The sequence below is a fragment of the Streptomyces sp. NPDC037013 genome (assembly GCF_055607265.1).
In genome coordinates this window covers 21237-46205 of sequence record NZ_JBVJRV010000004.1, presented here as the reverse complement: position 1 = coordinate 46205, position 24969 = coordinate 21237, and the positions used below count along the sequence as shown (strand labels likewise).

Annotated in this window: 29 protein-coding genes; 11 read left to right on the top strand and 18 right to left on the bottom strand. The window is 72.7% G+C overall.

Annotation, left to right across the window (positions count from 1 at the left end; all coding sequences use genetic code 11):
* Window position 1: 1 nt before the first annotated feature.
* Together ACZ7DY_RS14735 and ACZ7DY_RS14730 are read right to left on the bottom strand one after the other, a co-directional pair.
* Entirely contained in the window at window positions 2–1405 is a 1404-nt protein-coding gene (locus ACZ7DY_RS14735) for a hydrolase (protein ID WP_471134719.1), read from the bottom strand.
* 141 nt (window positions 1406–1546) lie between these two features.
* Window positions 1547–2806, bottom strand: coding sequence for an FAD-dependent monooxygenase (locus tag ACZ7DY_RS14730; RefSeq protein WP_471134717.1), 1260 nt, complete (start codon window positions 2804–2806; stop codon window positions 1547–1549).
* A 127-nt stretch (window positions 2807–2933) separates the two neighbouring features.
* Here ACZ7DY_RS14730 and ACZ7DY_RS14725 point away from each other — a divergent pair, with 127 nt between their 5' ends.
* From ACZ7DY_RS14725 to ACZ7DY_RS14715, 3 genes are all read left to right on the top strand, one after another.
* Window positions 2934–3527: a TetR/AcrR family transcriptional regulator gene (locus tag ACZ7DY_RS14725; RefSeq protein ID WP_471134714.1), complete on the top strand. Its 594-nt coding sequence runs from the start codon at window positions 2934–2936 to the stop codon at window positions 3525–3527.
* Between the two features lie 76 nt (window positions 3528–3603).
* The gene (locus ACZ7DY_RS14720) at window positions 3604–4068 is read left to right on the top strand and encodes a GNAT family N-acetyltransferase (RefSeq protein WP_471134711.1); all 465 of its coding nucleotides are present in this window, start codon (window positions 3604–3606) and stop codon (window positions 4066–4068) included.
* 127 nt (window positions 4069–4195) lie between these two features.
* Window positions 4196–4696, top strand: a complete 501-nt coding sequence (locus ACZ7DY_RS14715) for a hypothetical protein (RefSeq protein ID WP_471134708.1) — start codon at window positions 4196–4198, stop codon at window positions 4694–4696.
* Between the two features lie 63 nt (window positions 4697–4759).
* On the opposite strand, the gene ACZ7DY_RS14710 is transcribed toward ACZ7DY_RS14715, so the two are convergent.
* Both ACZ7DY_RS14710 and ACZ7DY_RS14705 read right to left on the bottom strand, forming a co-directional pair.
* A complete protein-coding gene (locus ACZ7DY_RS14710) occupies window positions 4760–5248 on the bottom strand; it encodes a hypothetical protein (RefSeq protein ID WP_471134705.1) in 489 nt (162 codons plus the stop codon).
* A gap of 97 nt (window positions 5249–5345) precedes the next feature.
* Window positions 5346–6308: a helix-turn-helix transcriptional regulator gene (locus ACZ7DY_RS14705; protein ID WP_471134702.1), complete on the bottom strand. Its 963-nt coding sequence runs from the start codon at window positions 6306–6308 to the stop codon at window positions 5346–5348.
* Between the two features lie 124 nt (window positions 6309–6432).
* Between ACZ7DY_RS14705 and ACZ7DY_RS14700 the strand changes: the two genes are divergently transcribed.
* A complete protein-coding gene (locus ACZ7DY_RS14700) occupies window positions 6433–6867 on the top strand; it encodes a DUF3224 domain-containing protein (RefSeq protein ID WP_471134699.1) in 435 nt (144 codons plus the stop codon).
* A 2-nt stretch (window positions 6868–6869) separates the two neighbouring features.
* Here the strand turns inward: ACZ7DY_RS14700 and ung are convergent, their stop codons facing one another.
* The 6 genes from ung to ACZ7DY_RS14670 all read right to left on the bottom strand — a co-directional run bounded on the left by ung (window position 6870) and on the right by ACZ7DY_RS14670 (window position 12248).
* The gene (ung, locus tag ACZ7DY_RS14695) at window positions 6870–7553 is read right to left on the bottom strand and encodes a uracil-DNA glycosylase (protein WP_471134697.1); all 684 of its coding nucleotides are present in this window, start codon (window positions 7551–7553) and stop codon (window positions 6870–6872) included.
* 90 nt (window positions 7554–7643) lie between these two features.
* The gene (locus ACZ7DY_RS14690; RefSeq protein WP_471134695.1) at window positions 7644–9251 is read right to left on the bottom strand and encodes an ABC transporter substrate-binding protein; all 1608 of its coding nucleotides are present in this window, start codon (window positions 9249–9251) and stop codon (window positions 7644–7646) included.
* Between the two features lie 137 nt (window positions 9252–9388).
* Window positions 9389–10144 (bottom strand): SDR family oxidoreductase, encoded by a 756-nt coding sequence (locus ACZ7DY_RS14685; protein WP_471134693.1) that lies wholly within the window; start codon window positions 10142–10144, stop codon window positions 9389–9391.
* Between the two features lie 25 nt (window positions 10145–10169).
* A complete protein-coding gene (fabG, locus tag ACZ7DY_RS14680; protein WP_150219895.1) occupies window positions 10170–10931 on the bottom strand; it encodes a 3-oxoacyl-ACP reductase FabG in 762 nt (253 codons plus the stop codon).
* A 148-nt stretch (window positions 10932–11079) separates the two neighbouring features.
* Window positions 11080–11463 carry a DUF3037 domain-containing protein gene (locus ACZ7DY_RS14675; RefSeq protein WP_471134690.1) on the bottom strand — a complete coding sequence of 128 codons (384 nt, stop codon included), beginning with the start codon at window positions 11461–11463 and terminating at the stop codon, window positions 11080–11082.
* Entirely contained in the window at window positions 11460–12248 is a 789-nt protein-coding gene (locus tag ACZ7DY_RS14670) for a HipA family kinase (protein ID WP_471134687.1), read from the bottom strand. The genes ACZ7DY_RS14675 and ACZ7DY_RS14670 overlap by 4 nt, the downstream gene beginning before the upstream one ends.
* Before the next feature lie 146 nt (window positions 12249–12394).
* On the opposite strand from ACZ7DY_RS14670, the gene ACZ7DY_RS14665 reads away from it, so the two are divergent.
* On the top strand, window positions 12395–12850 hold the full coding sequence (locus ACZ7DY_RS14665) for a Rieske (2Fe-2S) protein (protein ID WP_471134685.1): 456 nt from the start codon (window positions 12395–12397) through the stop codon (window positions 12848–12850).
* Here the strand turns inward: ACZ7DY_RS14665 and ACZ7DY_RS14660 are convergent.
* On the bottom strand, window positions 12847–13491 hold the full coding sequence (locus ACZ7DY_RS14660) for an isochorismatase family protein (protein WP_471134682.1): 645 nt from the start codon (window positions 13489–13491) through the stop codon (window positions 12847–12849). The two genes, ACZ7DY_RS14665 and ACZ7DY_RS14660, sit on opposite strands and share 4 nt — an antisense overlap.
* Window positions 13492–13705: 214 nt before the next feature.
* Here ACZ7DY_RS14660 and ACZ7DY_RS14655 point away from each other — a divergent pair, with 214 nt between their 5' ends.
* Entirely contained in the window at window positions 13706–14191 is a 486-nt protein-coding gene (locus ACZ7DY_RS14655; protein WP_471134680.1) for a pyridoxamine 5'-phosphate oxidase family protein, read from the top strand.
* Window positions 14192–14240: 49 nt separating this feature from the next.
* Here ACZ7DY_RS14655 and ACZ7DY_RS14650 read toward each other — a convergent pair whose 3' ends face one another.
* The gene (locus ACZ7DY_RS14650) at window positions 14241–15143 is read right to left on the bottom strand and encodes a LysR family transcriptional regulator (RefSeq protein WP_471134677.1); all 903 of its coding nucleotides are present in this window, start codon (window positions 15141–15143) and stop codon (window positions 14241–14243) included.
* 74 nt (window positions 15144–15217) lie between these two features.
* Between ACZ7DY_RS14650 and ACZ7DY_RS14645 the strand changes: the two genes are divergently transcribed.
* Entirely contained in the window at window positions 15218–16255 is a 1038-nt protein-coding gene (locus ACZ7DY_RS14645) for a DMT family transporter (protein WP_471134675.1), read from the top strand.
* 4 nt (window positions 16256–16259) lie between these two features.
* On the opposite strand, the gene ACZ7DY_RS14640 is transcribed toward ACZ7DY_RS14645, so the two are convergent.
* Window positions 16260–17591, bottom strand: coding sequence for an aminotransferase class I/II-fold pyridoxal phosphate-dependent enzyme (locus ACZ7DY_RS14640; RefSeq protein ID WP_471134672.1), 1332 nt, complete (start codon window positions 17589–17591; stop codon window positions 16260–16262).
* A 73-nt stretch (window positions 17592–17664) separates the two neighbouring features.
* Between ACZ7DY_RS14640 and ACZ7DY_RS14635 the strand changes: the two genes are divergently transcribed.
* Together ACZ7DY_RS14635 and ACZ7DY_RS14630 are read left to right on the top strand one after the other, a co-directional pair.
* Window positions 17665–18375 carry a pyridoxamine 5'-phosphate oxidase family protein gene (locus ACZ7DY_RS14635; protein ID WP_471134670.1) on the top strand — a complete coding sequence of 237 codons (711 nt, stop codon included), beginning with the start codon at window positions 17665–17667 and terminating at the stop codon, window positions 18373–18375.
* Between the two features lie 7 nt (window positions 18376–18382).
* Window positions 18383–19024 (top strand): FMN-binding negative transcriptional regulator, encoded by a 642-nt coding sequence (locus ACZ7DY_RS14630; RefSeq protein WP_471134667.1) that lies wholly within the window; start codon window positions 18383–18385, stop codon window positions 19022–19024.
* A 70-nt stretch (window positions 19025–19094) separates the two neighbouring features.
* Here ACZ7DY_RS14630 and ACZ7DY_RS14625 read toward each other — a convergent pair whose 3' ends face one another.
* The 3 genes from ACZ7DY_RS14625 to ACZ7DY_RS14615 form a co-directional block, all read right to left on the bottom strand.
* Window positions 19095–20054 (bottom strand): DMT family transporter, encoded by a 960-nt coding sequence (locus ACZ7DY_RS14625; RefSeq protein WP_471136639.1) that lies wholly within the window; start codon window positions 20052–20054, stop codon window positions 19095–19097.
* A 258-nt stretch (window positions 20055–20312) separates the two neighbouring features.
* Entirely contained in the window at window positions 20313–21344 is a 1032-nt protein-coding gene (locus tag ACZ7DY_RS14620; protein ID WP_471136637.1) for an EamA family transporter, read from the bottom strand.
* 131 nt (window positions 21345–21475) lie between these two features.
* Window positions 21476–22054, bottom strand: coding sequence for a peptidase (locus ACZ7DY_RS14615; protein WP_471134664.1), 579 nt, complete (start codon window positions 22052–22054; stop codon window positions 21476–21478).
* A 211-nt stretch (window positions 22055–22265) separates the two neighbouring features.
* On the opposite strand from ACZ7DY_RS14615, the gene ACZ7DY_RS14610 reads away from it, so the two are divergent.
* Complete coding sequence (locus ACZ7DY_RS14610) at window positions 22266–22454, top strand: hypothetical protein (RefSeq protein ID WP_471134661.1); 189 nt, start codon at window positions 22266–22268, stop codon at window positions 22452–22454.
* 9 nt (window positions 22455–22463) lie between these two features.
* Here the strand turns inward: ACZ7DY_RS14610 and ACZ7DY_RS14605 are convergent, their stop codons facing one another.
* Entirely contained in the window at window positions 22464–23291 is an 828-nt protein-coding gene (locus ACZ7DY_RS14605) for a putative protein N(5)-glutamine methyltransferase (RefSeq protein ID WP_471134658.1), read from the bottom strand.
* A gap of 310 nt (window positions 23292–23601) precedes the next feature.
* Here ACZ7DY_RS14605 and ACZ7DY_RS14600 point away from each other — a divergent pair, with 310 nt between their 5' ends.
* Window positions 23602–24030: a type II toxin-antitoxin system Rv0910 family toxin gene (locus ACZ7DY_RS14600; protein ID WP_471134655.1), complete on the top strand. Its 429-nt coding sequence runs from the start codon at window positions 23602–23604 to the stop codon at window positions 24028–24030.
* A 106-nt stretch (window positions 24031–24136) separates the two neighbouring features.
* On the opposite strand, the gene ACZ7DY_RS14595 is transcribed toward ACZ7DY_RS14600, so the two are convergent.
* On the bottom strand, window positions 24137–24808 hold the full coding sequence (locus tag ACZ7DY_RS14595; protein ID WP_471134652.1) for a PadR family transcriptional regulator: 672 nt from the start codon (window positions 24806–24808) through the stop codon (window positions 24137–24139).
* Window positions 24809–24969 lie beyond the last annotated feature (161 nt).

Genomic DNA, 24969 nt, shown 5'->3' with positions numbered 1-24969 from the left:
GTCACACAGTGAAGCGGACGGCCTTGAGCGGCAGGTTCAACTCCATCGGGCTGCCGTGGTACTTCCACTCCCCCGGGTCGGTGCACACCTCGCCCAGCCACTCCCTGTCCTGCACATAGGCGTCACTGCACACGGCCCCGTCGAAGACCTTGTAGGTGTACCCCTCCAGGGCGGGGTCGGCCTCCTCGGTACTGCCGAAGTACATGTCCTCGGTGTCGTCCGCGTTCGACCAGGGGATCCCCTCGCGCCACCCCTCGCCCACGAAGGCACCGGTGCCGGTGACGCCGTGGGTGTCGGTCACCGCGATGTTGAGCGACTTGATGGGGGCGCCGTCGCCCGCCGTGCCGGCCTCGGCCCCGTCGCACACGGCGTCCTGCCAGCCGTCGCCCTCGACGAAGGCGCGGTAGCAGATGTGGCGGCCCTCGCTGCTCTCGGCGAGTTCGCGCACCGCGTCGGCCGCCGTCCTCTCCTCGGGCTTCTCCTCCTCGCCGCCGCCTCCACCCCCGCCTCCGCCGTCGTCCTCCGGCTTCTCCGCGCCGCCGTCGTCGGGCTTCACTGGTGCCTCGTCCGGTTTCTCGGGTGCGGGCGCCGTCTTGCTCGGCGCGGGGGGCTGGCTGTCCGGCGCGATCTTGCCGGACTGTTGCGGCTTCTCCCGCGCCTGTGTCTGCATCTGCGGCTTGTTGGCCAGCCAGATCGTCACGAACGCGATGGTCAGCGCGAGGAGCAGCCCGACGGCGGCGGTCAGCCAACCCGGCAGCACGCCGCGCTGCACGAAGGTGCCGTCCACGGTCACCGGTTCGCTGCCGGAGCGCCGTACGGCCAGCGCGTAGGGCTGTTCCTGTTTGGACCCGAACCAGGTGATCTGCCGAGGCCGCAGCGTCGCCTTCACGAACGCGGCGCGGCCCGGCTCGACCTGGATGGTGCCCGGCTGGAGGTCGTACGAGAGCCGGTCGCCGGTGTCACCGCCGCTGAGCGAGGCGGTGATCCTGGTGTTGCCCAGGTTGTCCACGGCCAGCTGCGGACGTCCCCTGAACCATCCCTTCACCGTCGGCGGCACCAGTTCGGCGCGCACCTCGGTGAAGGGGGTGACGGTGAGGGTCCCCTCGGGGACGACGACGGCGGTCCGCTGTTCCGCCGGAGTGATCCGCACCGCGTACGGGCTCGGGCCCGCCACCGCGTCGGGCGTGCGCGGCGGCGCGAACGTCAGCTCCACCGTGCCGGTCGTCCCGGGATAGAGCCGCAGGACCGATGGCTCCACCGTGGCCCATGGGGCGAGTCCGCCCACGGGGTCGAATCGGTACTCGTCGACGATGTCACCGGTGTTGCGCACCCGCAGCTGCACCGTGGTGCTGCTGCCGGGGTCGACGGTCGCGGAGGCTGGTTCCAGGGAAGTCCAAAGGCTCACACAACGACGCTAGGAGTTCCCGCGGAGCCCGTCAGGAGCCCACCGGGCAGAGCCGCGTGCCCGGACGGGCGGCGCCGCTGCCCGCCGGCTCGTCCCCCCCTCGTCCCTCCGTGATCCGCCGTCATCTCCCGTCATCTCCCGTCATCCGCTGTCATCCGGCCGCCGGACGGCGTCGTGGCCCACGGCCGCCGCGGTTTCCTCACGCCGGCCGCCGCCGTCGCGCGGGGCCTGCGGGGGACGCCAGTCGGTGATGGCGGAGAAGCTGCGAAGGACGGAGCCCGGCGCGACCTTCGTCGCCGTCGCGATGAGCGTGTCGCGTACGGCGATGAGCGGGCCGCTCGTCAGGTGCGTGGCCCGGGCGGCACGGGCGGCGCGCCGGACGATCTCCGTGGTGCGTGGCACGCGTGCCGCGCTGTAGGCGGCGAGGCCCTCGCCGAGGTCGCCGCCGGGCGCGACGTGGTGGGCGAGGACGACGGCGTCCTCGATCGCCTGGTTGCCGCCCTGCCCGAGGCTCGGCGTCATGGCGTGCGCCGCGTCTCCGACGAGTGCGACGCGGCCGCGGTGGTGACGGGCGAGGGGGGTGGTCAGGTGGCGGACGTCGTTGCGCAGGATGCCCTCGGCCCTGGCGGCGGCGATCAGCCGGGGGATCGGGTCGTGCCAGTCGTGGAACCGGCGCCGGAGTTCGGCCTTCTCGTCGTCGGGCGCGCTGCCGCCCTGGGGCAGGCGGGCGGTGCAGTACGCGTACACCCTGCCGTCCTTGAGCGGGTGCGAGCCCCACACGCCGCCCCGCCCCCAGGTCTCGTGCGGCGTGAAGGGCTCGTCGGGGGCCGGGATGACGAACCGCCAGGCGGTGAATCCGGCGTACTCGGGCTGCGGGTGCCCGGGGAAGAGGGCCTTCCGCGTCGCGGAGTCGATGCCGTCGGCGCCCACGACGAGGTCCGCCTCGATGTCTCCGCCGTCCGTGACCACGACCGCGCGGCGGCCCTCGTCACCCGGGTCGCCCGGGTCGGCGAGCCTGGCTCTGCTGCCGGTGCGCAGCACGCCCTCGGGCAGTGCGGAGACCAGCAGTTCGACCAGGGTCGCGCGGTGCAGCATCACCAGTGCGCCGCCGTGCGCCGCCTCGGCCTCGCTCGCCCGCATGCGCACCAGCCAGCGGCCGTTCCGGGCGCGCATTCCGCCTTCGCCCTGCCAGGCGGCGAGGGACCGCACCCGGTCCCCGAGGCCCAGGACGTCCAGGGCGCGCTGGCCGTTGGGAGCCAGGCCGATGCCGGCGCCGACGGACTCCATGGAGGCGGCTCGCTCGAGGACCGTCACATTCCAACCGGACTCGTGCAGACCCAGGGCGGCGGTGAGACCGCCGATTCCGCCGCCGATGACGACCGCGCGAGGCTGCTGCTTCATGGCTCCTCCTCCGGGACCGCGCACGCGGGCGCCGCGTACGCACCGCCCACCCCCACCAGCACTACACATGTAGTGAGCGACGAGGCGACCCTACTACAGCTGTAGTCCGGGGGGTAGGGTTTCCGGCATGTCCGTACGCAGCGCGGGAGCCCCCCGCACCGAACTCATCGCCGACGCCGCCCTCACCCTGCTGGCCGAACGCGGCATGCGCGGCCTCACCCACCGGGCCGTCGACGAGGCTGCGGGACTGCCGCAGGGCTCCACCTCCAACCACGCGCGCACGCGTCTCGCCCTCCTGGAGGCGGCCGTACGACGGCAGGCCGAACGCGAGGCGGAGATCCTGTCCCCCGCCGAGATGCCGCACCTGCCGGGCGGCCGGGAACAGGTCACGGCGGTCCTCGCCCTGGCCCTGCACCGCTACCTCACCGGCGAGAACCGTCAACTCCTCGTATCGCGGTACGAGTTGGCCCTGGAGGCCACCCGCAGGCCGGAGCTGCGCGCCCACTACGACGCGGCGGGCGCCCAGTTCCGGGAACCCCTTGAGGCCCTGCTCCGGGCGGCGGGCTCCCCCACGCCCGAACTCCACACGCTCTCCCTGATCGCGTGGTGCGACGGCCTGATGTTCTCGTGCGTCGCCGGGTCGTACCACGCGACGACGCCGACACGGGAGGAGATCCAGAGGAGCGTGGGGGAAGTACTGTGCGGAATGCTGGACGACTGAGCCCCGACCCCGCGCCACCCGCCCCATGGGCGACACGCTTCGAAAAGCACTTGCGCCACCTGCTTAGAGTGCCGACATGCCCAGTTCGCCGCACCTGCAAGAGATCACCCCCGACAACTTCGAGACCGCGATCAACCTGAGGGTCCGCCCCGACCAGGAACACCTCGTGGCACCCGTGGTGAAGTCACTCGCCGAGGCATACGTCCACCCCGGCGTCGCCTGGACCCGTCTCATCCGCGATGACGGCGAGGCCGTCGGATTCCTCATGGCCTTCTTCGGCGTCGACTGGACCGGCAGAGGCACCGATTTCCGCTCCGGACTGTGGCGCCTCAACATCGCGGACGGGAAGCAGGGCCGGGGTTACGGGCGCTTCGCGGTGGATTCCGTAGCCGCCGAGATCCGACGCCGGGGCGGCACGCGCCTGACCACCACCTGGCATCCCGGGCCGGACGGCCCCGCCGGCTTCTACCGGGCACTCGGCTTCCGGCCGACCGGCGAGACCAGCGGAGACCAGACGGTGGGCGTGCTGGAGCTGGACTGAACCCCGGCGCGGATTGAACCCCCGGCGCCGGCTTCGAAACGATTCTTGAGCAGGGACCGTCATCCGTGCGGGGCAACCTCGGCCGCTTGCCGTGTCAACGGGGGCGGGGCGCAGCAGAGTTGTGCGGGTGCATCGACCGACCACCGCCGCCGCGCTCCTCGTCTCCGTGGCCGTCTCGGCCGCCGTCTCCGGGTGCGTGAGCGTGGAGCGGCCCGCGGGCTCCGGGCCCGCCGCGGCCACCCAGGGACCTTCCGCGCCCCGCGCCGACGCGAGGAGCCGGCCGCAGGTCGTGCAGGCCCCCGCCCGTGAGGCACTGGAGAGCATGGGCCCGCCCCGGCGCACCGCCTCCCGGAAACCCGACACACGGGCCGGGACCGGGACCGGGGCGTCAGCCCCGCCGCCCGCCGCCGCTGACGGCCCGGCGCCAGGATCCGCGGTACGGTCCGCGGCACCGGCACCGGTTCGCAGGCCCCCGGCGGCACGACCCGACGCGGGGGCCACCCGCCCCGCGCCGAGCACGGCCCCCGCCGCATCGGGCGCGGACGTGTGCGCGCTCGGCGAGGCGTACGGCAACTGGCGTCCGGACAGCCCCCAGGCCGTCATCTGCCGCCAGACGTACGGGCGTTGAGGTCTCCTGTGGGGTGGAGCGCAACGACACTCAGGCCGACAGCCCCCGACCTCGCCTCGCGCTCTACTCCTCCTCGCTGCCCTCCCCCACCTCGCGCTCCAGCCTCGCGATGGCCTCCTTGATGCCGTTGCCGTAGCCGTCGTCCTCCAGCGCGCCGACCGCGCCGCGGGCCCGGCGCAGGTGGCTGCGCGCCGCTTCCGGGCGGCCGAGCTTCACGTAGTCCGCGGCGAGATTGAGGTGCAGGGAGGGGTAGAAGCCGCGGACCGCGAGCGACTGGTGGTGGGCGTTCAGCCGCTCATCCGTGAGCTCGTCCGCCGCCGACAACGCCCGCAGATCCCACGCCAGTTCGTCGGAGGGGTCCACCTGGGTGTCCGCCATGTAGTGCGCGAGCGTGCAGCGGTGCAGCGGGTCGCCGTCCTCGCCGATCTCCCCCCACAGGCCGAGGAAGCGGTCCTGCGCCTCCTCGCGGTCGCCGCCGTGATGCAGCATGACCGCCTGTCCGATCCGCGTCATCATCCCGTCCTCCGCCGTCTGCTCCTGCTGCTCCGTCACCGGGTCCTCCGTGGTCGTACGGCCTTCGCCCCCATCTCCGACGACGCTAGCGGCCACCACCGACAATCACGGTCAGGCACGTTCGGACGCGGGCCGCTCACGCGTAGCGCTGGGCCAGCCCGGTGACGGTCCGCACCACAGCGGCGCGGAGTTCGGGCGGTCCGAGCACCTCCGCCTCGACGCCGAGCCGGAGGATGTCGCTGACGGCGACCTGTAGCGTCTCCACGTCGAGGTCGACCTCGGCCCAGCCGTCCTCGTCCACGGGGCCCGCGCCCGCCACGGCCCGCTCCCCCGCCGCCCCGAAGAGCGCCGGCAGCAGTCGCCGCCCCGCCGGGGACAGCCTCAGCCGCGCGGCGCCCTCCAGCACGCGGGACTCCAGGGCACGCGACGCCGCCTCCCAGTACGCCGCGAGATCGAAGCCGTCCGGCCTTTCGCAGAGCTCCCGGGCCACGGTCGCCCCCAGGATCCGCGACACCCGGTACGTGCGCGGCGTGCCGTCGACCGCCGCCACCAGGTACCAGTTGCCCGCCTTGAGGACCAGCCCCAAGGCGTGCAGCTCACGCCTGACTTCGCCGCCCCAGCGCCGGTAGTGGACCCGCAGCACCCGCCGGCGCCACACGGCGTCCGCGACCACGGCGAGCAGCGGGGCGGGCTCGGCGGTGCGGAACCAGGCAGCCGCGTCGAGGTGGAAGCGCTCCTGGATGCGGCGGGAGCGCTCACCGAGTCCGGCGGGCAGAGCGGCCGCCAACTTCAGTTGCGCGGTGGCCAGTTCGGCGCCCAGGCCGAGGTCGGCGGCGGCCTCCGGCATACCGGCGAGGGCGAGCGAGTCGGCCTCGTCGTCGGTGAGCCCCGTCAGCCGGGTGCGGTAGCCGTCGAGGAGGCGGAAGCCGCCGGCCGGGCCGCGCTCGGCGTACACCGGCACTCCGGAGGCGGCGAGCGCCTCGGCGTCCCGGTAGACGGTGCGGACCGACACCTCGAGTTCCCCGGCGAGTTCGGGCGCGGTCATGCGTCCGCGGTTCTGGAGGAGCAGGAGGAGGGCGAGGAGCCGGTCGGCGCGCATGCGCTCAAGTCTCCCGCAGTACCTGACAGAAGGTGTCAGGTACGGCTGACAGAGTCTCTCTCAAGGGGGACATCACCACAGAACGCCACCACCACTGCCACCACTGCCACCACCGAGGAGACCCATGCCCGTACAAACCACCAGCACCGGCGCCACCACCGGCACCGGCACCTTCACCTTCGTCCACTGGGACGAGAGCCCCGTCGCCGGTGCCGACGGCGGCGCGCGCATCGCACACGCCGCCGTCACCAACGACTACTCCGGCGTCATCGAGGCGACGGGCACCTCCTGCGAGTACACCCTCACGTACACCAGCGAGACCGTCGGCACCTTCGTCGGTCACGAGTTCATCGAGGGCAGGCTCGACGGCCGCACCGGCTCGTTCGTCGTCGAGCAGCGCGGCTCCTTCGGAGCCGACGGGAGCATCGCGTGCTCCTTCACCGTGCTGCCCGGCTCGGCCTCCGGTGAGCTGGCCGGGCTCACCGGCCGCGGTTCGTTCACCGCTCGGGGCGGCCGGCCCACCACCCCGTACACCCTGGAGTACGCGGTCGGGGGCTGACGTCAGCCGAGGTCGGGGATCCGCCAGTCGATCGCCTCGTGGCCCTGCGCCGCGACGGCCTCGTTGATCTGCGTGAAGGGGCGCGAGCCGAAGAACTTCTTCGCGGAGAGCGGCGAGGGGTGCGCGCCCTTCACCACGACGTGCCGCTCCGTGTCGATGAGCGGAAGCTTCTTCTGGGCGTAGTTGCCCCAGAGCACGAAGACGGCGGGGTCGGGGCGGTCGGCCACGGCCCGGATCACCGCGTCCGTGAACTTCTCCCAGCCCTTGCCCTTGTGGGAGTTGGCCTCGCCGGCGCGGACCGTGAGCACCGCGTTGAGCAGGAGGACGCCCTGCTGGGCCCACGGCATCAGATAGCCGTTGTCCGGCACGGGGTGGCCGAGCTCCTCCTTCATCTCCTTGTAGATGTTCCGCAGGGAGGGCGGCGTCTTCACTCCCGGGCGCACGGAGAAGCAGAGCCCGTGGCCCTGGCCCGCTCCGTGGTAGGGGTCCTGGCCGAGGACCAGGACCTTCACCCGGTCGTACGGCGTCGCGTCGAGGGCGGCGAAGACCTCCTCACGCGGAGGGTAGACAGGGCCCTTCGCCCGCTCCTCCTCGACGAACTCGGTGAGCTCCTTGAAGTAGGGCTTCTGCAGCTCCTCGCCGAGGACTCCGCGCCAGGACGCGGGCAGCATGGCGATGTCGGTCACGTCAACAACCTCCGGTGTGCGATCACTTCTCACCCCAGAACCTACCGGCGTGCACCGACAATCGGCCCGGCCGCCCGCTGCAGGACCGGGCTACCAGCTGGTCTTGCGCTGCAGCTCCCACATCATCATGATCGCCGACGGGTCGAGGGCGCGTTCGCCGCCCGCGATCTCCTCGCTGGAGAGGATGTACTGCTTGCCCTGCCAGAGCGGCAGCAGCCTGACGTCCTTGACGAGGATCTCCTGGGCCCGCTCGAACTGGTCGATCACGGCGCCCCGGTCCGCCTCCCTGCGCTCGCGGGGCAGCACCTGCTCGGTGATCTCCTTGGACGGGTAGGGGGTGTTGAGGACGTTCTCGCGGCCGACGAACGGCGCGATGAAGTTGTCCGCGTCCGGGAAGTCCGGGAACCAGCCGCGTCCGAAGACGGGGTACTCGCCGTTGCTGTAGCCCTCCTGGAACTCGTTCCACGGGCGGCTCTTGAGCGTGATCTCGAAGAGGCCCGAGCTCTCCAGCTGCCGCTTGAGCTCGGCGAACTCCGGCGCGGTCGCCGAGCCGTACCGGTCGGTGGTGTACCAGAGCGTGAGCGGCACGGGCCGGGTGATGCCGGCGTCGGTGAGGATCTTCCTGGCCTTGGCGGCGCTGGGGTTGCCGTAGTCGTCGAAGAAGCCGGTGGCGTGGCCCGTGAGCCCCCTGGGGACCATCGAGTACAGCGGCTCGACGGTGTCCTTGTAGATCTTGTGGGCGATCGCCCCGCGGTCGACGATCTGCGCGAAGGCCTGCCTGACCGGCAGCTTCCGCGCCCACGGGTCCTTGGTGTTGAAGACCAGGTAGCGGATCTCGGTGCCCGAGCCCTCGACGAGCTCGATGTCCTGCTCGCGCCTGCCCCTGCCCTGCATCTCGACGATGTCCTCGGAGCCGAGGCCGCGGAAGGTGACGTCGATCTGCTTGTTCTTGAGGGCGTCGACCATGGCCGAGGACTTCTTGAAGTAACGGATGGTGACGGCGTCGTTCTTGATGTCGGCCGCGCCCTCGTACTTGTCGTTCTTGACCAGTTCGGCCTTCTCGTTGGCGGTGTACGAGGCCAGGGTGTACGGCCCGGAGCCGGTGATCGCGTTGCCCTCGCGGAGCTTGTCCGCCGGGTACTCGGACGGGTCGACGATCGACATCGCGGGGGTCGCCAGCACGAACGGGAAGGTGGCGTCCGCCTTCTTGAGCCGGAAGACGACGGTCGTCTCCCCCTTCGTCCGGACCTCGTCGAGCGAGCCGAGGAGACCCGTCGGGCCGCCCTTCGCCGCGATCCTCCGGATGCGGTCGAAGGAGTACTTCACGGCCGCCGCGTCCAGTTTGTCGCCGTCCGAGAAGGTCAGCCCCTCGCGCAGCTCGCAGGTGAAGACGGTGCTTGACGCGTCGCTGAACCCGCAGGACTTCGCCGCGTCCGGCTCGGGCTCGGTCGCGCCCGACGGGAAGCTGAGCAGCGTCTGGAAGACGTTCCTGTACAGCTCCCAGGAGCTGTCCCAGGCCTTCGCCGGGTCCAGGGTGCTCGGCGCGCTCATCGTGCCGACGGTGATCTGCTCCTCGTCGTCCGACCCCTCGGAGGACAGCACCCCGCAACCGGCGAGCAGCGATATGGACGCGATCGCCGCCACCGGTCGCAGACCTCTGGTCCGCTTGGCTGGGGGAACTTCACTGAACACGCGCACGCTCCTCGATCGGCCATGCCATGGAATCGGGAGACAATATCGCAGTGCCCTGCCGCGCCAACTCCGGACGCCGACAGGGCACTTGATGTAGGTGTACGTCAGTGAAAGCGGCACACTCGACGGGTACGCGGCCTTCGTCAGCCGACGCCCGCATTGAGGAAGATGCCGCCATCGACCACGAGTGTCTGTCCCGTGATCCAGTCGGACTGGCCGGAGGTGAGAAAGGCGGCGGCGCCTCCGATGTCCTGCGGCACGCCGAGCCGGCCGAGCGGGTAGGAGGCGGCCGCCTCCTCCTCGCGGCCCTCGTACAGCGCCTGGGCGAACTTGGTCTTGACGACCGCGGGCGCGATGGCGTTCACGCGCACCTTCGGCGCGAACTCGTGCGCCAGCTGAAGGGTGAGGTTGACCATGGCGGCCTTGCTCATCCCGTACGCCCCGATGAAGGGCGAGGCGGAGACGCCGGCGATGGAGGCGATGTTCACGATCGCGCCGCCGTTCGCGCTCTGCCAGGCCTTCCAGGTCTGCTGGGCGAAGCCGAGCGCCGAGATGACGTTGGTCTCGTACACCTTGCGGGCGACGTTGAGGTCGAGCTCGGCCATCGGGCCGAAGACCGGGTTCGTGCCCGCGTTGTTGATCAGGAAGTCGACCCGGCCGAACGCCTCCATCGTGCGCTCGACGGCGACGGCCTGGTGCGTCTCGTCGTGGGCCTTGCCCGCGACGCCGATGACCCGCTCCGAGCCGAGCTTCTCGACGGCCTCCTTGAGGGCGTCCTCGTTGCGGCCGGTGATGCAGACGCGGTCGCCGCGGGCGACGAGCGCCTCGGCTATGCCGTATCCGATGCCGCGGCTCGCGCCCGTGACGAGCGCGACCTTCCCACTGTCCTGCACAGCCATGATCTACGCCTTCCAGCTTTCCGGGTCAGTTGAGCGGGCCGCCGGCGACGTACATGACCTGCCCGGAGACGAAGCCCGCCGCGTCGCCCGTGAAGAAGGCGATGGCGTTGGCGATGTCCTCGGGGCGGCCGACGCGCTGCACCGGGATCTGGGTGGCGGCGGCGGCCTGGAAGTCCTCGAAGCCCATGCCGACGCGCTCCGCGGTGGCCTTCGTCATCTCGGTGACGATGAAGCCCGGGGCGACGGAGTTGGCGGTGACGCCGAACTTGCCGAGCTCCTTGGCGAGGGTCTTGGTGAAGCCCTGCAGGCCGGCCTTGGCGGCGGCGTAGTTGACCTGGCCGCGGTTGCCGAGCGCGGAGGACGAGGAGAGGTTCACGATGCGGCCGAACTTGGCGTCCACCATGTGCTTCTGGCAGGCCTTGGACATCAGGAAGGCGCCGCGCAGGTGCACGTTCATGACCGTGTCCCAGTCGCTCGCGCTCATCTTGAACAGGAGGTTGTCGCGGAGCACCCCGGCGTTGTTGACGAGGATCGTCGGCGCGCCGAGCTCCTCGGCGATGCGGGCGACGGCCGCCTCGACCTGGGCCTCGTCGGAGACGTCGCAGCCGACGGCGATCGCCTTGCCGCCGGCCGCGGTGATCTGCGCGACGGTGTCCTTGCAGGCGGCCTCGTCGAGGTCGATGACGGCCACGGCGCGGCCCTCGGCCGCGAGCCGTACGGCGGTCGCCGCGCCGATGCCTCGCGCTGCGCCGGTCACGACAGCCACGCGCTGCTCAGTGGTGGACATGCTGGTTCTCCTCGCCCTTGGGATGCGGCTCTACGGTACGCCCCGTCGGTGAGCGACCGCTTAGTACCTTCAGCAGGACGAGACGCTAGAAGCCCTGGCACCGGGTGTCAACGGCCCGCCGTGAGGTGTGACGCGGCCGGGCGGCGCTTCACCTCACCAGCTGGGCGAGGAGGCGGTCCACCTCGGCCCCGGGATCCGCCGTCAGACCGGTGTGGACCGGGCCCGGCTGGATGACCGTGGAGCGCGGCGCGATCAGCCACCGGAACCGCCGCCCCGCGTCGTCGTCCCCGGCCTGGCCGGCGGCAGCCCCGCCCTCGCAGATCCGCTCGACGGCGCCGAGCGCGGCCCTGATGCCGGGCACGTCGGCGGCCGGGTCCAGGGCGAGGAGCTTGGCCTCGTCCAGGTGGGTGCGGGCGGCCACGAAGGACTTGCCGCGGCAGTAGAGCACCACGCCCGCGTTGAACCGCTCGCCCCGCTCCACCCGCGGCACGACGCGCACCAGCGCGTACTCGAAGACGTCCCGCTCGGTCACGTGAGGGCACCTTTCTGTCGCGGCTCGCCCAGCGCGATCCGTTCGTGGATGGTCGCGGCGCGCGGGAGCAGCGTCGCCACGTACGCGCGACGCACGTCGTCGACGCCGTCGAAGCCGGGCTCGTCCGCCAGCCACTCGGCGGGCACCGCGGCCACGGCCTCGGTGAGCAGCTCCTCGGTGACGAGCGGGGCGAGCCGGGCGGCGGCCGCCGCCACGTCGGGGCCGTAGGGGGCGAGGACGTGGTCGGAGGCGTCGTACCTCTTGGCGGCCGCGGTCGCGGCGGTGCGCCAGTTGTGGTGCCAGATCATGGTGGCGCCGTGGTCGATGAGCCAGAGGTCGCCGCGCACGCGGAGCAGGTTGGGGTTGCGCCAGGACCGGTCCACGTTATTGATCAGTGCGTCGAACCAGACGATGCGGCCCGCCTCGGCCGGGTCGACGTCATAGGCGAGCGGGTCGAAGCCGAGGGCGCCGGAGAGGAACTCCATGCCGAGGTTGAGGCCGCCGCTCGACTTCAGCAGCGCCTGCACCCGCTCGTCTGGCTCGCCGAGGCCGAGGGCCGGATCGAGCCGGATGCCCACCAGGCGCGGCACCCGCAGGCCGAGCGCGCGGGCGAGCTCACCGCAGATCACCTCGGCGACGAGCGTCTTGCGCCCCTGTCCCGCGCCGCTGAACTTGATGACGTACGTGCCGTACGTCCCGTCGTCGTCGGCCTCGACGACCCCGGGCAGTGATCCGCCCTCCCGCAGGGGCGTGACGTAGCGGACCGCGGTGACTTCGCTGAGCATCGCCCCAGATTACTGCCGGTCGTGCCCTCGTCGATCACCTGCCCCGCCGCTCGCGGCGCCCGCCGCCGGCCGGGGCGCGGCCGCTCACCGGCGGGTAAATCCTTGAACGGGTGAACACCGCGGGCCGCGGCCGCGTACCCCCGGTCATGACGACTTACGAAGAGACCGCCGCCGGGCCCTGCCGCCGCACCGTCGTGGCCACCCTCGGCGCCGCCGGATTCGCCGCCGCCCTCACCGCCTGCGGCTCCGGTGACGACAAGGACTCCTCCGAACCGGCGGGCGCGCAGGCGCCGGACGGCGACAAGGCCGGGGGCGGGACCGTGCTGGCCAGGACGTCGGACATCCCGGTGGGCGGCGGAAAGATCTTCAAGGACGCGGGAGTGGTGGTCACCCAGCCCCGCGAGGGCGAGTTCAAGGCGTTCTCCAACCGGTGCACCCACAAGGGGTGTCCGGTCTCGGGCGTGGCGGACGGGACCATCAACTGCCCTTGTCACGGCAGCAAGTTCGCCGTCGCCGACGGCAGCGTGCAGGACGGGCCGGCCCCCAAGCCGCTGCCCGCGGCCGAGATCACCGTGACGGGGGGCTCCATCAAACTCGCCTAACCGGCACGGCCCGGCCGCTTCCAGACGCCGAGCACCTCCTCGGTGGTGGTGACGGTGGCGACGAGCGCGAGGGTGTTGCGCACCATCGCCGCGGTGTAGTCGGCGGGGACCCCGGCGATGGCGTCGGCAGGCACGACGGCGGTGTACCCGAGGTTCACGGCGTCGAAGACGGCGTTGGGTATCGCGACATTGGCCGAGACGCCGGTGACCAGCAGGGTGCGGCAGCCGAGGTTGCGCAGCAGGGGGTCCACGTCGGTGCCCGCGACGGGTGACAGGCCGTGCAGGCGGCGTACGACGAAGTCCTCGTCGGCGACCTCGATCGGCGGTGCGATCCGCACGGCCGCGGAGCCGGAGAGCTGCTGCACGGGCAGCCGCTCGGCGGCGCGGAAGAGCCGGGCGTTGCGGTTGGCGCCGCGCCCGTCCGGGCGCCGTTCGGCGACGGCGTGCAGGACCTGGACGCCGCTCAGATGGGCGGCGGCGACCAGCCGAGCGACGCGGGCGAGCGCGCCCGACGTCCGGGCCTGCTCGGCGAGTTCGGGCAGCGCGCTCTCCGTGCCGACGACACCCTGCTGGCACTCAACGGTCAGCAGGACGGTGGTGCCGGGGTCGAGGAGCTCCCTGAGCTGTTCGTACGAGGGCATGGCACCCCTTCGTCGCGGGCGGCCGGGACGCCGGTGGCGGCGGGCGGGCTCGCGCCTTCGGGGGCCCGGAATCCGGGCGAGGTTAACGGCCATTGCGTCACGAGGGAAGAGCCCGCATCCTTTGCTGACGCACGGCTTCTGACGTCCAGTCAGAAATGCCGGGGCGGCCGCGCGGCGCAACGTGCGGCCGGACCACCACTCGGGAGGACCACACATGGCCGTCACCCAGCGCCGGGGCCGCAGGATCATGATGACGCCGGACGAGCTCGACGCTTTCCTCACCGCGCAACGCACGTGCCGGGTGGCGACCGTCTCCTCGGACGGCGCCCCGCACGCCAGCACGCTCTGGTTCGTCTGGGACGGCACCTCGATGTGGCTGTACTCGATCGTCCGCAGCAAGCGCTGGTCCGACCTGCGCAAGGACCCGCGGATCGCCGTGGTGGTCGACGCCGGCGAGACGTACGGGGAGCTGCGGGGCGTGGAGCTCTCGGGGACGGTGGAGGTCGTGGGCGAGGTGCCCCGCACGGGCGAGCCGTGCCCCGAACTCGACGTTCCCGAGCGGCTGTTCTTCCGGAAGAACTTCGGCGTCGACGCCTTGCCGCACGACGGCCGCCACGCGTGGGTGCGGCTGACTCCGGACGCCGTGGCCTCCTGGGACTTCACGAAGCTGGGCGCCGGCGAGAAGCCGGCCACGGGCTGAACCCCCGCCGAAGCCGGACTGGGCCCCCACCCGGAGCCGGGCCGGGTTCCTACCGCAGTCCCGCCCCCGCCGCCCGCATGGCCTGCGCCGCCGCCCTGATCGACGGGCGGCGGTCCGCGTCCGCCCGCCACACCACGTACACATGGCGCCGCACCCGGTTGCGCACCGGTACGGTCCGCACGCCCTCCGGCGTCGGGGTGCGGCCGAGCCGCGGGGCCACGCAGATCCCGAGGCCGGCCGCGACCAGCGCCAGCTGGGTGTGGCGCTCCTGGGCGCGGTGGGCGACGCGCGGCTCGATGCCCTTGCCGCGCAGCGTGAACATCAGCCACTCGTGGCAGAACTCGCCCTCGCCCCAGGTGATCCACTCGTCGTCCGCGAACTCCTCGAGGTCCACTTCGACGCGGTCGGCGAGCGGATGCGCCGAGGGCATCGCGACATCGGCGGGGTCGTCGACGAGATGCGTCTTGACCAGGCCTTCCGGGACCGGCAGCGGTTTGTTGTACCAGTCGAGGACGACGGCCATGTCGATGTCGCCGCGGATGACGGCGGAGACGGCCGACGCCGGCTCCATCTCGTGGCAGCGCACGCGCAGTTCGGGGTGGTCGGTGCGGAGCGCGGAGAGTGTGGCCGGCATCAGGCCCCGCATGGCGGTGGGGAACGCGGAGACGTGCAGCTCGCCGACGGCCTTGCCGCGCTGCTCCTCCAGGTCCGCCTGGGCCAGCTCGACCTGCGAGAGGATCCGCGCGGCGTGCTCGGCGAGCAGCCGGCCGGCGTCGGTCAGCCGGACCCCCCTGCCGTTCTTGGTGAGCAGTTGCTGGCCCACCTCGCGCTCCAGCTTCGCCATCTGCTGTGAGACCGCCGACGTCGTGACGTGCAGGCCCGCGGCGGCCGCGCTGACCGAGCCGTGCCGGGCGAGGGCGTCGAGCGTACGCAGGCGCTCCAGGTTCAACATGTAAGCGATGCTACGCGATACCGCGCACGAAATCTCGCTTGTGCTAAGAGGTTGCCGGGGTCAATGTGGGGGACATGAGCACCGTGACCCCTCCGTCCCGATCAGCCGCCACTTCCGCCACGTCACCGACGCCGAGGGGCACCCCGGCCGCGTCGTCGGCGGACCCATCGGTCGCCCCGCCGGCCGGTCGCGGTGGACGTCCCGCGCTTGACTGGCGGATCCGTTTCGGCTTCCTTGCCCTGATCTGGGGCTTCAGCTTCCTGCTGATCAAGGTGGGCACCGAGGCGTACGCGCCCTTCCAGGTCACTCTGGGGCGGCTGGTGTTCGGCACGGCCGTCATCGCCGCGGTGCTCGTGGTGAAGCGGGAGCGGCTGCCGCGCGGCGTGCGCACCTGGCTGCATCTGGCGATGGCGGGCCTCCTGCTCAACGCCCTGCCGTTCTCGCTGTTCGCGTTCGCCGAGCTCACGATCCCCTCGACGGTCGCCGGCATCTGCAACGCGGCCTCGCCCCTGTGGGGCATGACCCTCTCCCTGGTGGCGCTCTCCGAGGACCGGCCGACCCGCCGCCGGGTCGCGGGCCTCAGCCTTGGCTTCATCGGGGTGCTGACGGTGCTCGGCGCGTGGCAGGGATTCAGCGGCCTGGATCTCCGCGGCACGGCGCTGGCGCTGCTCGCCTCGGTCAGCTACCCGGTCGGCTGGATCTACGTCCGGCGCACGCTGGCCGGCTCCGGGCACTCGAACCTCTCCCTCTCCGGCGGCCAGCTGCTGATCGCGACCGCCGAACTGGCCGTGGTGACACCGGTGTTCACGTCCCTGCCGACGCACTTCCCCGTCGTACCCCTGCTCGCCATCGTAGCCCTCGGCGCCCTCTGCACCGGGCTCGCCTTCCTGCTCCAGTACGCCCTGGTCGGCGAGGTCGGCCCCACCACCGCCCAGATGGTCACGTACTTCGTGCCGGTCATCGCCACCGCTGCGGGAGTCGCGCTGCTCGGCGAGTCCCTGAGCTGGTCGACGCCGGTCGGCGCGGTCATCGTCCTGGCGGGCGCGGCCCTGACCCAGTCCCGGCCGCGCACCCCGGCGACGCCCGCCGGCAGGCCGCCCCGTCAGTCGTAACGGCTCAGTCGTAACGGCGGGCGGGAGCGGGCCCGATGGCGGCAGCGACGGCGGCCGCCACCGCCGCGATCTCCGCGTCGTCGAGCGCCGCCACGGTGATCCGCACCGCGGGCGGCGTGTTCAGCCGGAACCTCGCCCCGGGAGCCACCGCCCACCCCGCATGCAGCAGCCGCGCCACCGCACCCGTCTCGTCGGGCACCGGCACCCACACGTTCATGCCGCTGCGCCCGTACCCGACGACTCCCCGCTCGGCGAGGGCCGCGATCAGGGCATCCCGCCGCCTCCCGTAGGACGCCGCCACGGCGCGGGCGTCGACCGCGCCCTCCGCCCACAGCCTGGCGACGGCGCGTTGCAGCAGCCGGCTCACCCAGCCGGGGCCGAGCCGCTGGCGCCCCTGCACCCGGTCGACGGTGACGGGGTCTCCCGTGAGCACGGCGAGCCGCAGGTCGGGCCCGTAGGCCTTGGCGGTGGAGCGGGTGAGGGCCCAGTTGCGGGTGGCCCCGGCCAGTGGGTGCAGCGGCAGGTCGACGATGCCGTGGCCGTGGTCGTCCTCGATGAGCAGCACGTCCGGGTGGCCGGCGAACACCTTCCGCAGGGCACGCGCGCGTGGCGCGGTGACGGCGGCGCCGGTGGGGTTCTGCGCGCGGTCGGTGACGACGGCGGCCCGGACACCGGAGGCCAGCGCCCGCTCCACGTCCGCGGGGAGCGGCCCTTCGTCGTCCACGCCCACCGGAACCGCACGCAGGCCGAGGGCGGAGACCAGATCGAGCAGGCTCCCCCAGCCCGGGTCCTCCAGGAGCACGCCGTCGCCCGGCTTCAGGTGGGCGGTGAGCACCCGCTCGATGGCGTCGAGCGATCCGGAGGTGACGGCGAGCGGGCCCCGGGGGACGCCGTCGGCGTCGAAGACCAGGCGGGCCTGGAGTTCGAGCTCCGGGTCGACCGCGCTCTCGCCGTAGAGGACGGGCTCCCGGTCGTTCTGTGCCGCGGCCGCCGCGAAGGCCGCGGTGAGCGGGGGCAGCAGGGCGGGGTCCGGGTTGCCCTTGGAGACGTTCCGCACTCCGGGGGGCGCGTCCACCCGGATCAGTTCGCGGGCGGTGGTGGCGGGCTTGGGGCGCACCCGGCTGCCGCGCCGGCCCGCCGTCTCGATGACCCCGCGTTCGCGCAGGGTGCGGTAGGCGGCCGCGACGGTGTTGGGATTGACGCCGAGGCGTGCCGCCAACTCCCGCATGGGCGGCAGCAGTTGACCGGGCTCCAGGCCGCCGTCGCCCACGGCCCGCTCCACGCTGGCCGCAATCTCTGCTGCGCGCCGCCCACTGATCGGATACTCTCCTAGCACAAAGCAGATTATGCACTAGTGCAATACGGGCAGTCAAACAGAGCAGCACAGAGAGCGCAGTACAGGGAGAGCCATGCAGACGACGCCGAGCACCACCGACACCCCGTCGCCGGAGAGCGCCGCCTACGCACCGACCGACCGCACGATCCCGACCCGTGCCCGGGACCGCGCGTCGTACGACAAGGAGACGGTGCACGCGATACTCGACGAGGCCTACGTCTGCCATCTCGGTTTCGTGCGCGACGGCGCCCCCGTCGTCCTGCCCACGCTCTACGGCCGGGTGGGCAACCGCCTCTACGTCCACGGCTCGACGGGCTCGCGGCCGCTGCGCATGGCGGGGACCGCCGCGGCTCCGGAAGAGGACCCGGGCCTCCAGGTGTGCCTGACCGTCACCCACGTCGACGGCCTTGTCCTCGCCCGCTCCGCCTTCCACCACTCGATCAACTACCGCTCCGTGGTGGTCCACGGCACCGCCCACCAGGTCACCGACCCGGAGGAGAAGCGGGCCGCCCTCGACGCGCTGGTCGACCACGTGGTGCCGGGCCGCTCCGCCGACTCCCGGCCCGCCGACGCCAAGGAGCTCGCGGCCACCGCCGTCCTCCGCCTCGACCTCGACGAGGTGTCGGCGAAGGCGCGCACCGGCGGCCCGCACGACGAGCCGGAGGACCTGGACCTGCCGCACTGGGCGGGCGTGGTGCCGCTGCGCAAGGGCCACGGCGAGCTGATCCCCTCCGCGGACCTCGCGCCGGGCGTCGAGGTGCCCGACTACCTCGTCGAGCTGTGACGCCGCGATGCTGATCCACCCCTGGGACGCGGCCCGCACCGACGCCGAGTGGCAAGGGTGGCTCGCCGGGCACGACTTCGGGCAGCTCGCCGTGAACGGCCTGCCGGGCGAACCACCCCATGTCCAGCCCCTGCACTTCCTGTACGAGGCCGGGCACGGCCCGCACGGGCGGGTCCTCACGCACCTGGCGCGCCCGAACCCCGTCTGGCCTGCGCTGGAGGCCGACGCGCAGGTGGTCCTCAGCGTGGTCGACGACTATGTGTACGTGCCGGGCCCCTGGCAGGCGGCTTTGGACACCCCGGCGGAACACGGCGTACCGACCAGCCTCTACGCCGCCGTCCAGCTCCGCTGCACCGCCCGCGTCGTCGACGACCCCGAGGAGAAGGCCGACGTCCTGAACCGTCAGGTCGCCCACTTCCAGCCGGAGGGCGGCTCGGCGCGCGCGGCGGTGGGCGAGGCCCCGTACGGGCGCATGCTCGCCGGCATCCGCGCGCTCTGCCTGGAAGTGACCGACGTACGGGCGAAGTTCAAGTACGCCGGTCACCGGCCCCAGGAGGTGCAGGACCGCATCGCCGCGGGCCTCGCCGAGCGGCGGGGCCCACGGGACGCGGCCGCCCGCGCCCACCAGCTGCGCCGCCGGGAGGCCTGATCCGGTCCGGGCCCGGGGGCGGGCGCCCCGCCGATGCCCCGGCGGGGCGCCCGCGCTCCTCGTCCCGGGCCTATACGGGCGAGGCCTCCCGCCGCCCGGCCACCGCGCCCCGCGTCTCCGCGACCGCGAGGCCCGTCACCGCGGCCAGCATCAGGGCCGTGCCCGCCACCGTCGCCGTGGTCAGGGCCTCGCCGAGCAGGGCGACGGCGATGACCGCCGCGCCCACCGGCTCCAGGAGCATGATCACGGAGACGGTCGCGGAGCGCACGACGGCGGCGCCCGCGAAGTACAGCGCGTACGCGACGGCGGTCGGCACGGCCGCGATGTACAGCAAGTAGCCGACGACGTGCGCCGCTTCGGCGGTGTGCGGCAGCAGCCCCTCCGCCAGGGCGAGCGGCAGCAGGCAGAGCGAGACCACGGCGAACGCCCAGACCGTGGTGTCGGCCGAACCGGCTCCGCCGTCGCGCCCCCACCGCCGCGTGAGCAGCGTCATCGCGGCGTACGCCGCCGCCGAGACGAGCCCCCAGACCACGCCCGCCGGCCGCACGGCCGCCCCGCCGCCCTCACCGCCGCCGAGGACGAGCACGACGAGGCCGGTGAGAGCGCCCACGACGGCGATCGCGCCGCCGCCCCCGATCCGCTCCCCCAGCGTCAGGCGCGCGCCGAGAGCGATGAGGACAGGGCCGGAGCCCATGGTGACGACGGTGCCGACCGCGAGGCCGGTCGTCTCGACCGAGGCGAAGTAGGCGGTCTGGAACACCGCGAGGGCCAGACCGGTCGCCACCACCCGGCGCACCCTGCGCCCCAGTGGCCCGGCGGGCGTCTCTCGGGCGGCCATCGGGCGCGGCCGCCTCAGCCGCCCCGCCGTCCGCGCGGCCAGCAGCAGGACGAACCCGCCCGCGCACCGCCAGAAGGAGAGGCTGACGGGACCCATGTCGCTGGCCGCGAAGACCAGCGCGGCGGCGGCGCCCGCGGTGCCCCAGGCGGTGCCGGCGACGATCAGATAGAGCAGGCCTCGCCCGACGGGCAGGCCGAGGACGGCGTTCGGTGGGACAGCGGCCGGTCGTGCGGCGGCAGTTCGCTGGACGACGGCAGGCGAGCCGGAGGGCACGCCGGACGTGCTCGGCAGATGTGACACGTGAATTCTCCGCAGCAGAGAGGGATGTCTGACTCCGTCTGCGGGCAGCACCGTTCCGCCCGGCCACCGGCTCGGGCGAGATCCGTGGGCGCCCCGCGCTAGGCGACGGGGGGCGGAAGAACGAGTGCGTGGGAATGCATGATCGTCACCCTAGGACGGGCTTCCGCTGCGCGACAACCGCGTTTCGGATTCCGGGACCTCGCCCGCTTCGGCCGCCGGGACCGCCCCGGCCGCCCCGGCCGTCGGGGCCGGCGTCGAAGACTGGGCGATGAACGCGCCGAGGAGGACGATCGCACCGCCGACGACCTGCGGCGCCGAGAGGTGTTCGCCCAGCACGACCCAGGCCAGGGCGGTCGCGATGACCGCTTCGAGGCAGGCCACGACGCCGGCCACCTGGGGCGAGAGGCGGCGCACGGACAGGACGCCGGTGACGTAGGCGACCACGGTCGCGACGAGCACGATCCAGGCGAGCAGGGTCCAGGCGGGGAGGCTCGACCCGTTGAGGTCCGCGTCGCCCGCGAGCACCGACCAGTCCATGCCCCACGGCCGCGCGACGGCGGTCAGTACGAGCGTGCCGACGAGCAGTCCGTACGCGATGACGCCGAGCGGGTCCGGGGCGTCGTCGCCGGCGTCGCTGCCCTGGTCGGACAGGACGAAGTAGCCGACCTGGCAGCAGGCGGCGCCGAGCGCGAGCAGCAGTCCGACGGCGTCGAAGCTGAGCCCCGCCCACACCTCGACGACACAGGCGAGCCCGCCGACGGCGAGCACCACGCCGAGCGCCGCGGCCCGCGTCACGGGCCTGCGCTGCACGAAACGCACCCAGCCGAGGACGAGCGCGGGCGCGAGGTACTCGATGAGCAGCGCGACGCCGACGGGGATGCGGGAGAGGGCGGCGAAGTAGCAGGCCTGGACGCCCGCCACGGCGAGGAGGCCGAAACCGGCGAGCAGCGCGGGACGGCTCCGCACCAGTCCACGGTGGCGCCAGGCCACCGGGAGCATCACCAGGGCGGCGCCGGCCACCCGCAGCCACACCACGTGGAGCGGGTCGAGCCCCGCTTCGATCAGTGGCTTGGCCGCGACACCGGAGCCTCCGAAGGCGACCGCCGACACCAGGGCCAGCGCGAGACCGACGCTCCTGCCGCTGCCGGCAGCGGCCTGCTCGGGCCGGTCGCCCGGCTTCACCCGGCTCCCCCGGCTCTCCTGTATCCCGTCAGACGCGTGCACCGGCACATCATGGCAGGCGGCGTCATGAGCGTCACCCCTTCAGACCCCTGTCTCAATCGGCGGACGCCCCACGCCGCGGGCCCGGTGGCTCAGGAACCGGAGCTAGGACCTCCGAAGTGTCCGTGCCCTCCGGACGCGTACTCCCTCGCCCTGCACCCCGCCTCGATGCGACGCAGCAGCGCGGGGACGTCGACGCGGGCGCGCGCGAGGACCTCCACGGCGCGGCACTCCTGGTCGGTGACGAGTCCGGCGAGCAGGTCCACGCCGAGGGCGCGGGGCTCGCCGCGCAGTTCGGCGCGTTCCAGGGCCACGTCCATGGCGGTGGTGGCGGCCGGCGACCAGCCGGCCTCGGGGACGGAGGTCACCACGGGCACGGCTCCGGAGTCCTCCACGGTGCCCTGCCACTGCAGGCCGTAGCCGATGCTGCGCTGCACGAGATAGCCGAGGACCCGCACCACCTGCGCCCCGCTGTCGAAGACGGCACGCACCTCTGGGTCGGCCTCCAGGAGGGAGTGCAGCAGATGCGCGGTGTCGATCTGGCGGTCCCCGTCGCGCAGGGCGCGCCGGCGCGCGCCGGCCACCACGGAGGCCAGCTCCGCGCTGAGTCCGGAAGGGGGTCCTGCTCGGGCCGGGCCGGGATCGGCGCCGGACGGGGTACGGCTTTGCACATCTCCCACCACATCAACCCCCGGTGGCATATGCATCGGCGGCGGGAAGCATCTTGGCGTCCGACACAGGGTGGGCACGCGCGCTGTGGTTCTCCTCCTTACGGATGAGATCGGCGGAAGAGACGGACGGGTCCGTTCCGCGCCGGCGCGCGCCACCGTGCCGCGCGCCGGCACGCAACCGCGGCACGTGGGGCGCACGTCTCTCAGGGACATGGAGAGCAGGTGCTGGATGGTCGCCCTGCCGGCAGTCGACGGCAGGCAGTACGTCTACCGGGTGTACGCACCCGATGACGCGCTCCCCGCCGACCTGTTCTGGGAGGCCTGGCACTGCCACGACGAGGGCCCGTTCCCGAGGGCGTCGGACCTCTTCGACGCGGCGGTGATACGGCGGGTCGGCTAGCCGGGCCGGTCAGCAGGGCCGCGCGGGGCCCGGCCGGGTCCCGATGACCACGGTGGCGTACAGCGTGTCGTCGGTGACCACGTCCGCCGCGAGGCCGGCCCGTTCGACGGCGTCGACGGCAGCGGGCACCTGTTCCTCGCTCGTCTCGAAGAGCAGGTGACCGCCGGGCGCCAGCCACGTGGGCGCCTCCCGCGTCACCCGGCGCAGCACGTCGAGCCCGTCGGGTCCGCCGTCGAGAGCCACGCGCGCCTCGTGGACACGGGCCTCGGCGGGCAGCAGACCGACCGCCTCGGTGGGCACATACGGGACGTTGGCGAGCAGGATGCCGACGCGGCCGCGGAGGGTGGCGGGCAGCGGGTCGTAGAGGTCGCCCTCGTGGACCTCGCCGCCGGCGGGGGCGACGTTGCGGCGTGCGCAGCGCACGGCCGCCGGGTCGATGTCGGCGGCGTGCAGTTCGACCCGGTCGAGGACCGCGGCGAGTGCGGCTCCAAGGGCGCCCGACCCGCAGCACAGGTCCACGACGACGGCTTCCCGCCCGGCGAGCGCGGCGGCCCGTTCGACGAGGAACTCGGTGCGGCGGCGCGGCACGAAGACGCCGGGGTCGACGGCGATGCGCAGGCCGCGGAAGTCCGCCCAGCCCACGACGTGTTCGAGCGGGAGACCGCCCGCTCGGCGCACGACCATGTCGGCCGCTTCGGCGGGGGTGCGGGCGGTGGAGAGGATCAACTCCGCCTCGTCCTCGGCGAAGACGCAGCCCGCGGCGCGCAGGTCGTCGACGACGGAGGACCGGTGTGCGGCGGAGAAAGCCGAGGAGGCTGAGGAAGCTGATACCGACATGTGAAGAAAACCTTCCGGGATCCCGATGGGGCTCCCCCGGATCACCTACGCAGGGTGAACCGCGCGGTCGCGAGAGGAGAGCACCCGACCTGTCACTGCGGTGATGGGTCTCACCTCCTGAGTGCGCCGCCTGTGTCCCTCACAGGGCAGGAGCACAGTACCCCACGCACGCGGGGGCCAAGACCACCGGACGCGCGGGCACCCGTCAGATCTGACGGTTCATCAGTATTGAATGTTCCCGGCCCTGCGGCTACGTTCCGCGACACCGTAGCTGCGGCCGTCGCAGCGCCCGACGGGAAGGGGTGGCCGCATGGCCGAAGTCAGCGCGGAGGCACGGATCGAGGCGCCCGCCGAGAAGGTCTGGGCCCAGCTCACCGACTTCTCCTCGTACGGCGAGTGGAACTCCACGCACACGAGCTTCCCCAAGGGCGGCCCCACCACCCTGGAGGTGGGCAGCACCTTCGTGGAGAACATGAAGCTGATGGGGTTCCCCGCCGAGGTCAACTGGACCATCGAGGAGCTGGAGCCGGCCCGCACCCTGGCCATCGCGGGCAAGGGCCCGATGGGTGTGAACGTCGGCACCCGCTACTCCCTCACGCCCGACGGGTCCGGCACGGTGGTCCGTATCGAGGGGGAGTTCACCGGCGCCGCCGTCTCCCTGATGGCCGGCAAGCTGAAGGACTCGGCGACGGCGGCCCTCGACGAATCGCTGCGCAAGCTGAACGCCCTGGTGACCTGAGACCAGGCAACCGCCGAGCGGTGCCTGGTCGATACGCAACGACAAAGCGCCCCGCACCATGGGTGCGGGGCGCCTCACGCGGCGGGGGCCTTCGCCCCCGGACACGTCAGTCCTCATCGGCGAGGATCAGGTACAGCTTTTTGCGGGCGTCGTTGATGACCGAGACGGCCTTCTCGCGCTGCTCCTTGCTGCCGGTCTTCCAGACCTGGCCGAACGCCTCCATCAGACCGAAGCCGGCCTGCCGGATCTCGTTCAGCGTCTCCCAGTCGACCCCGCGCCCGGCCTCTTCCCAGGGCGCCTCGGGACCTTCGTCGGCCGCCTCGCGACCGGCGTCGGTGAGCGAGAAGAGCTTCTTGCCGCCCTCGCTCGCGCTGCTGATCAGGCCCTCGTCCTCCAGGAGCTGGAGGGTCGGGTAGACCGAACCGGGGCTGGGCTTCCACGCCCCGCCACTGCGCTCGGCGATCTCCTGGATCATCTCGTAGCCGTGCATGGGCCGGTCCTTCAGCAGGGCCAGGATCGACGCGCGTACGTCGCCGCGCCGCGCCCTGCCGCGGGGGCCGCCGCGTCCGCCGCGGCCTCCCCAGGGGCCACCGGGACCACCGGGGCCGCCGAAGCCGGGCCCGAAGGGACCGAACGCGCCGCGCCGCCCCTCGAAGCCACCAAACCCACCGAATCCGCCGAAGCCTTCGCGCCCGGCGCCTTCCCGGCCGCCGGGACCGCCGCGGCGGCCGTGTCCATGTCCGTGTCCGTGCTCGTGTTCAAAACCATGGGAACGCATGGCCATCACTCCTTGATGCGTGGACGCCCATGGGCTTCTCGCCATGGACGGGATTCCGATCTGCTGTGATCAGTCGCGAATCTGTCGCGATGCGTCAACGATATATCGGAAGCGTTCGTACGACAACCCCTGCCATCGCTCCCGGCCGACTTCATGGACGC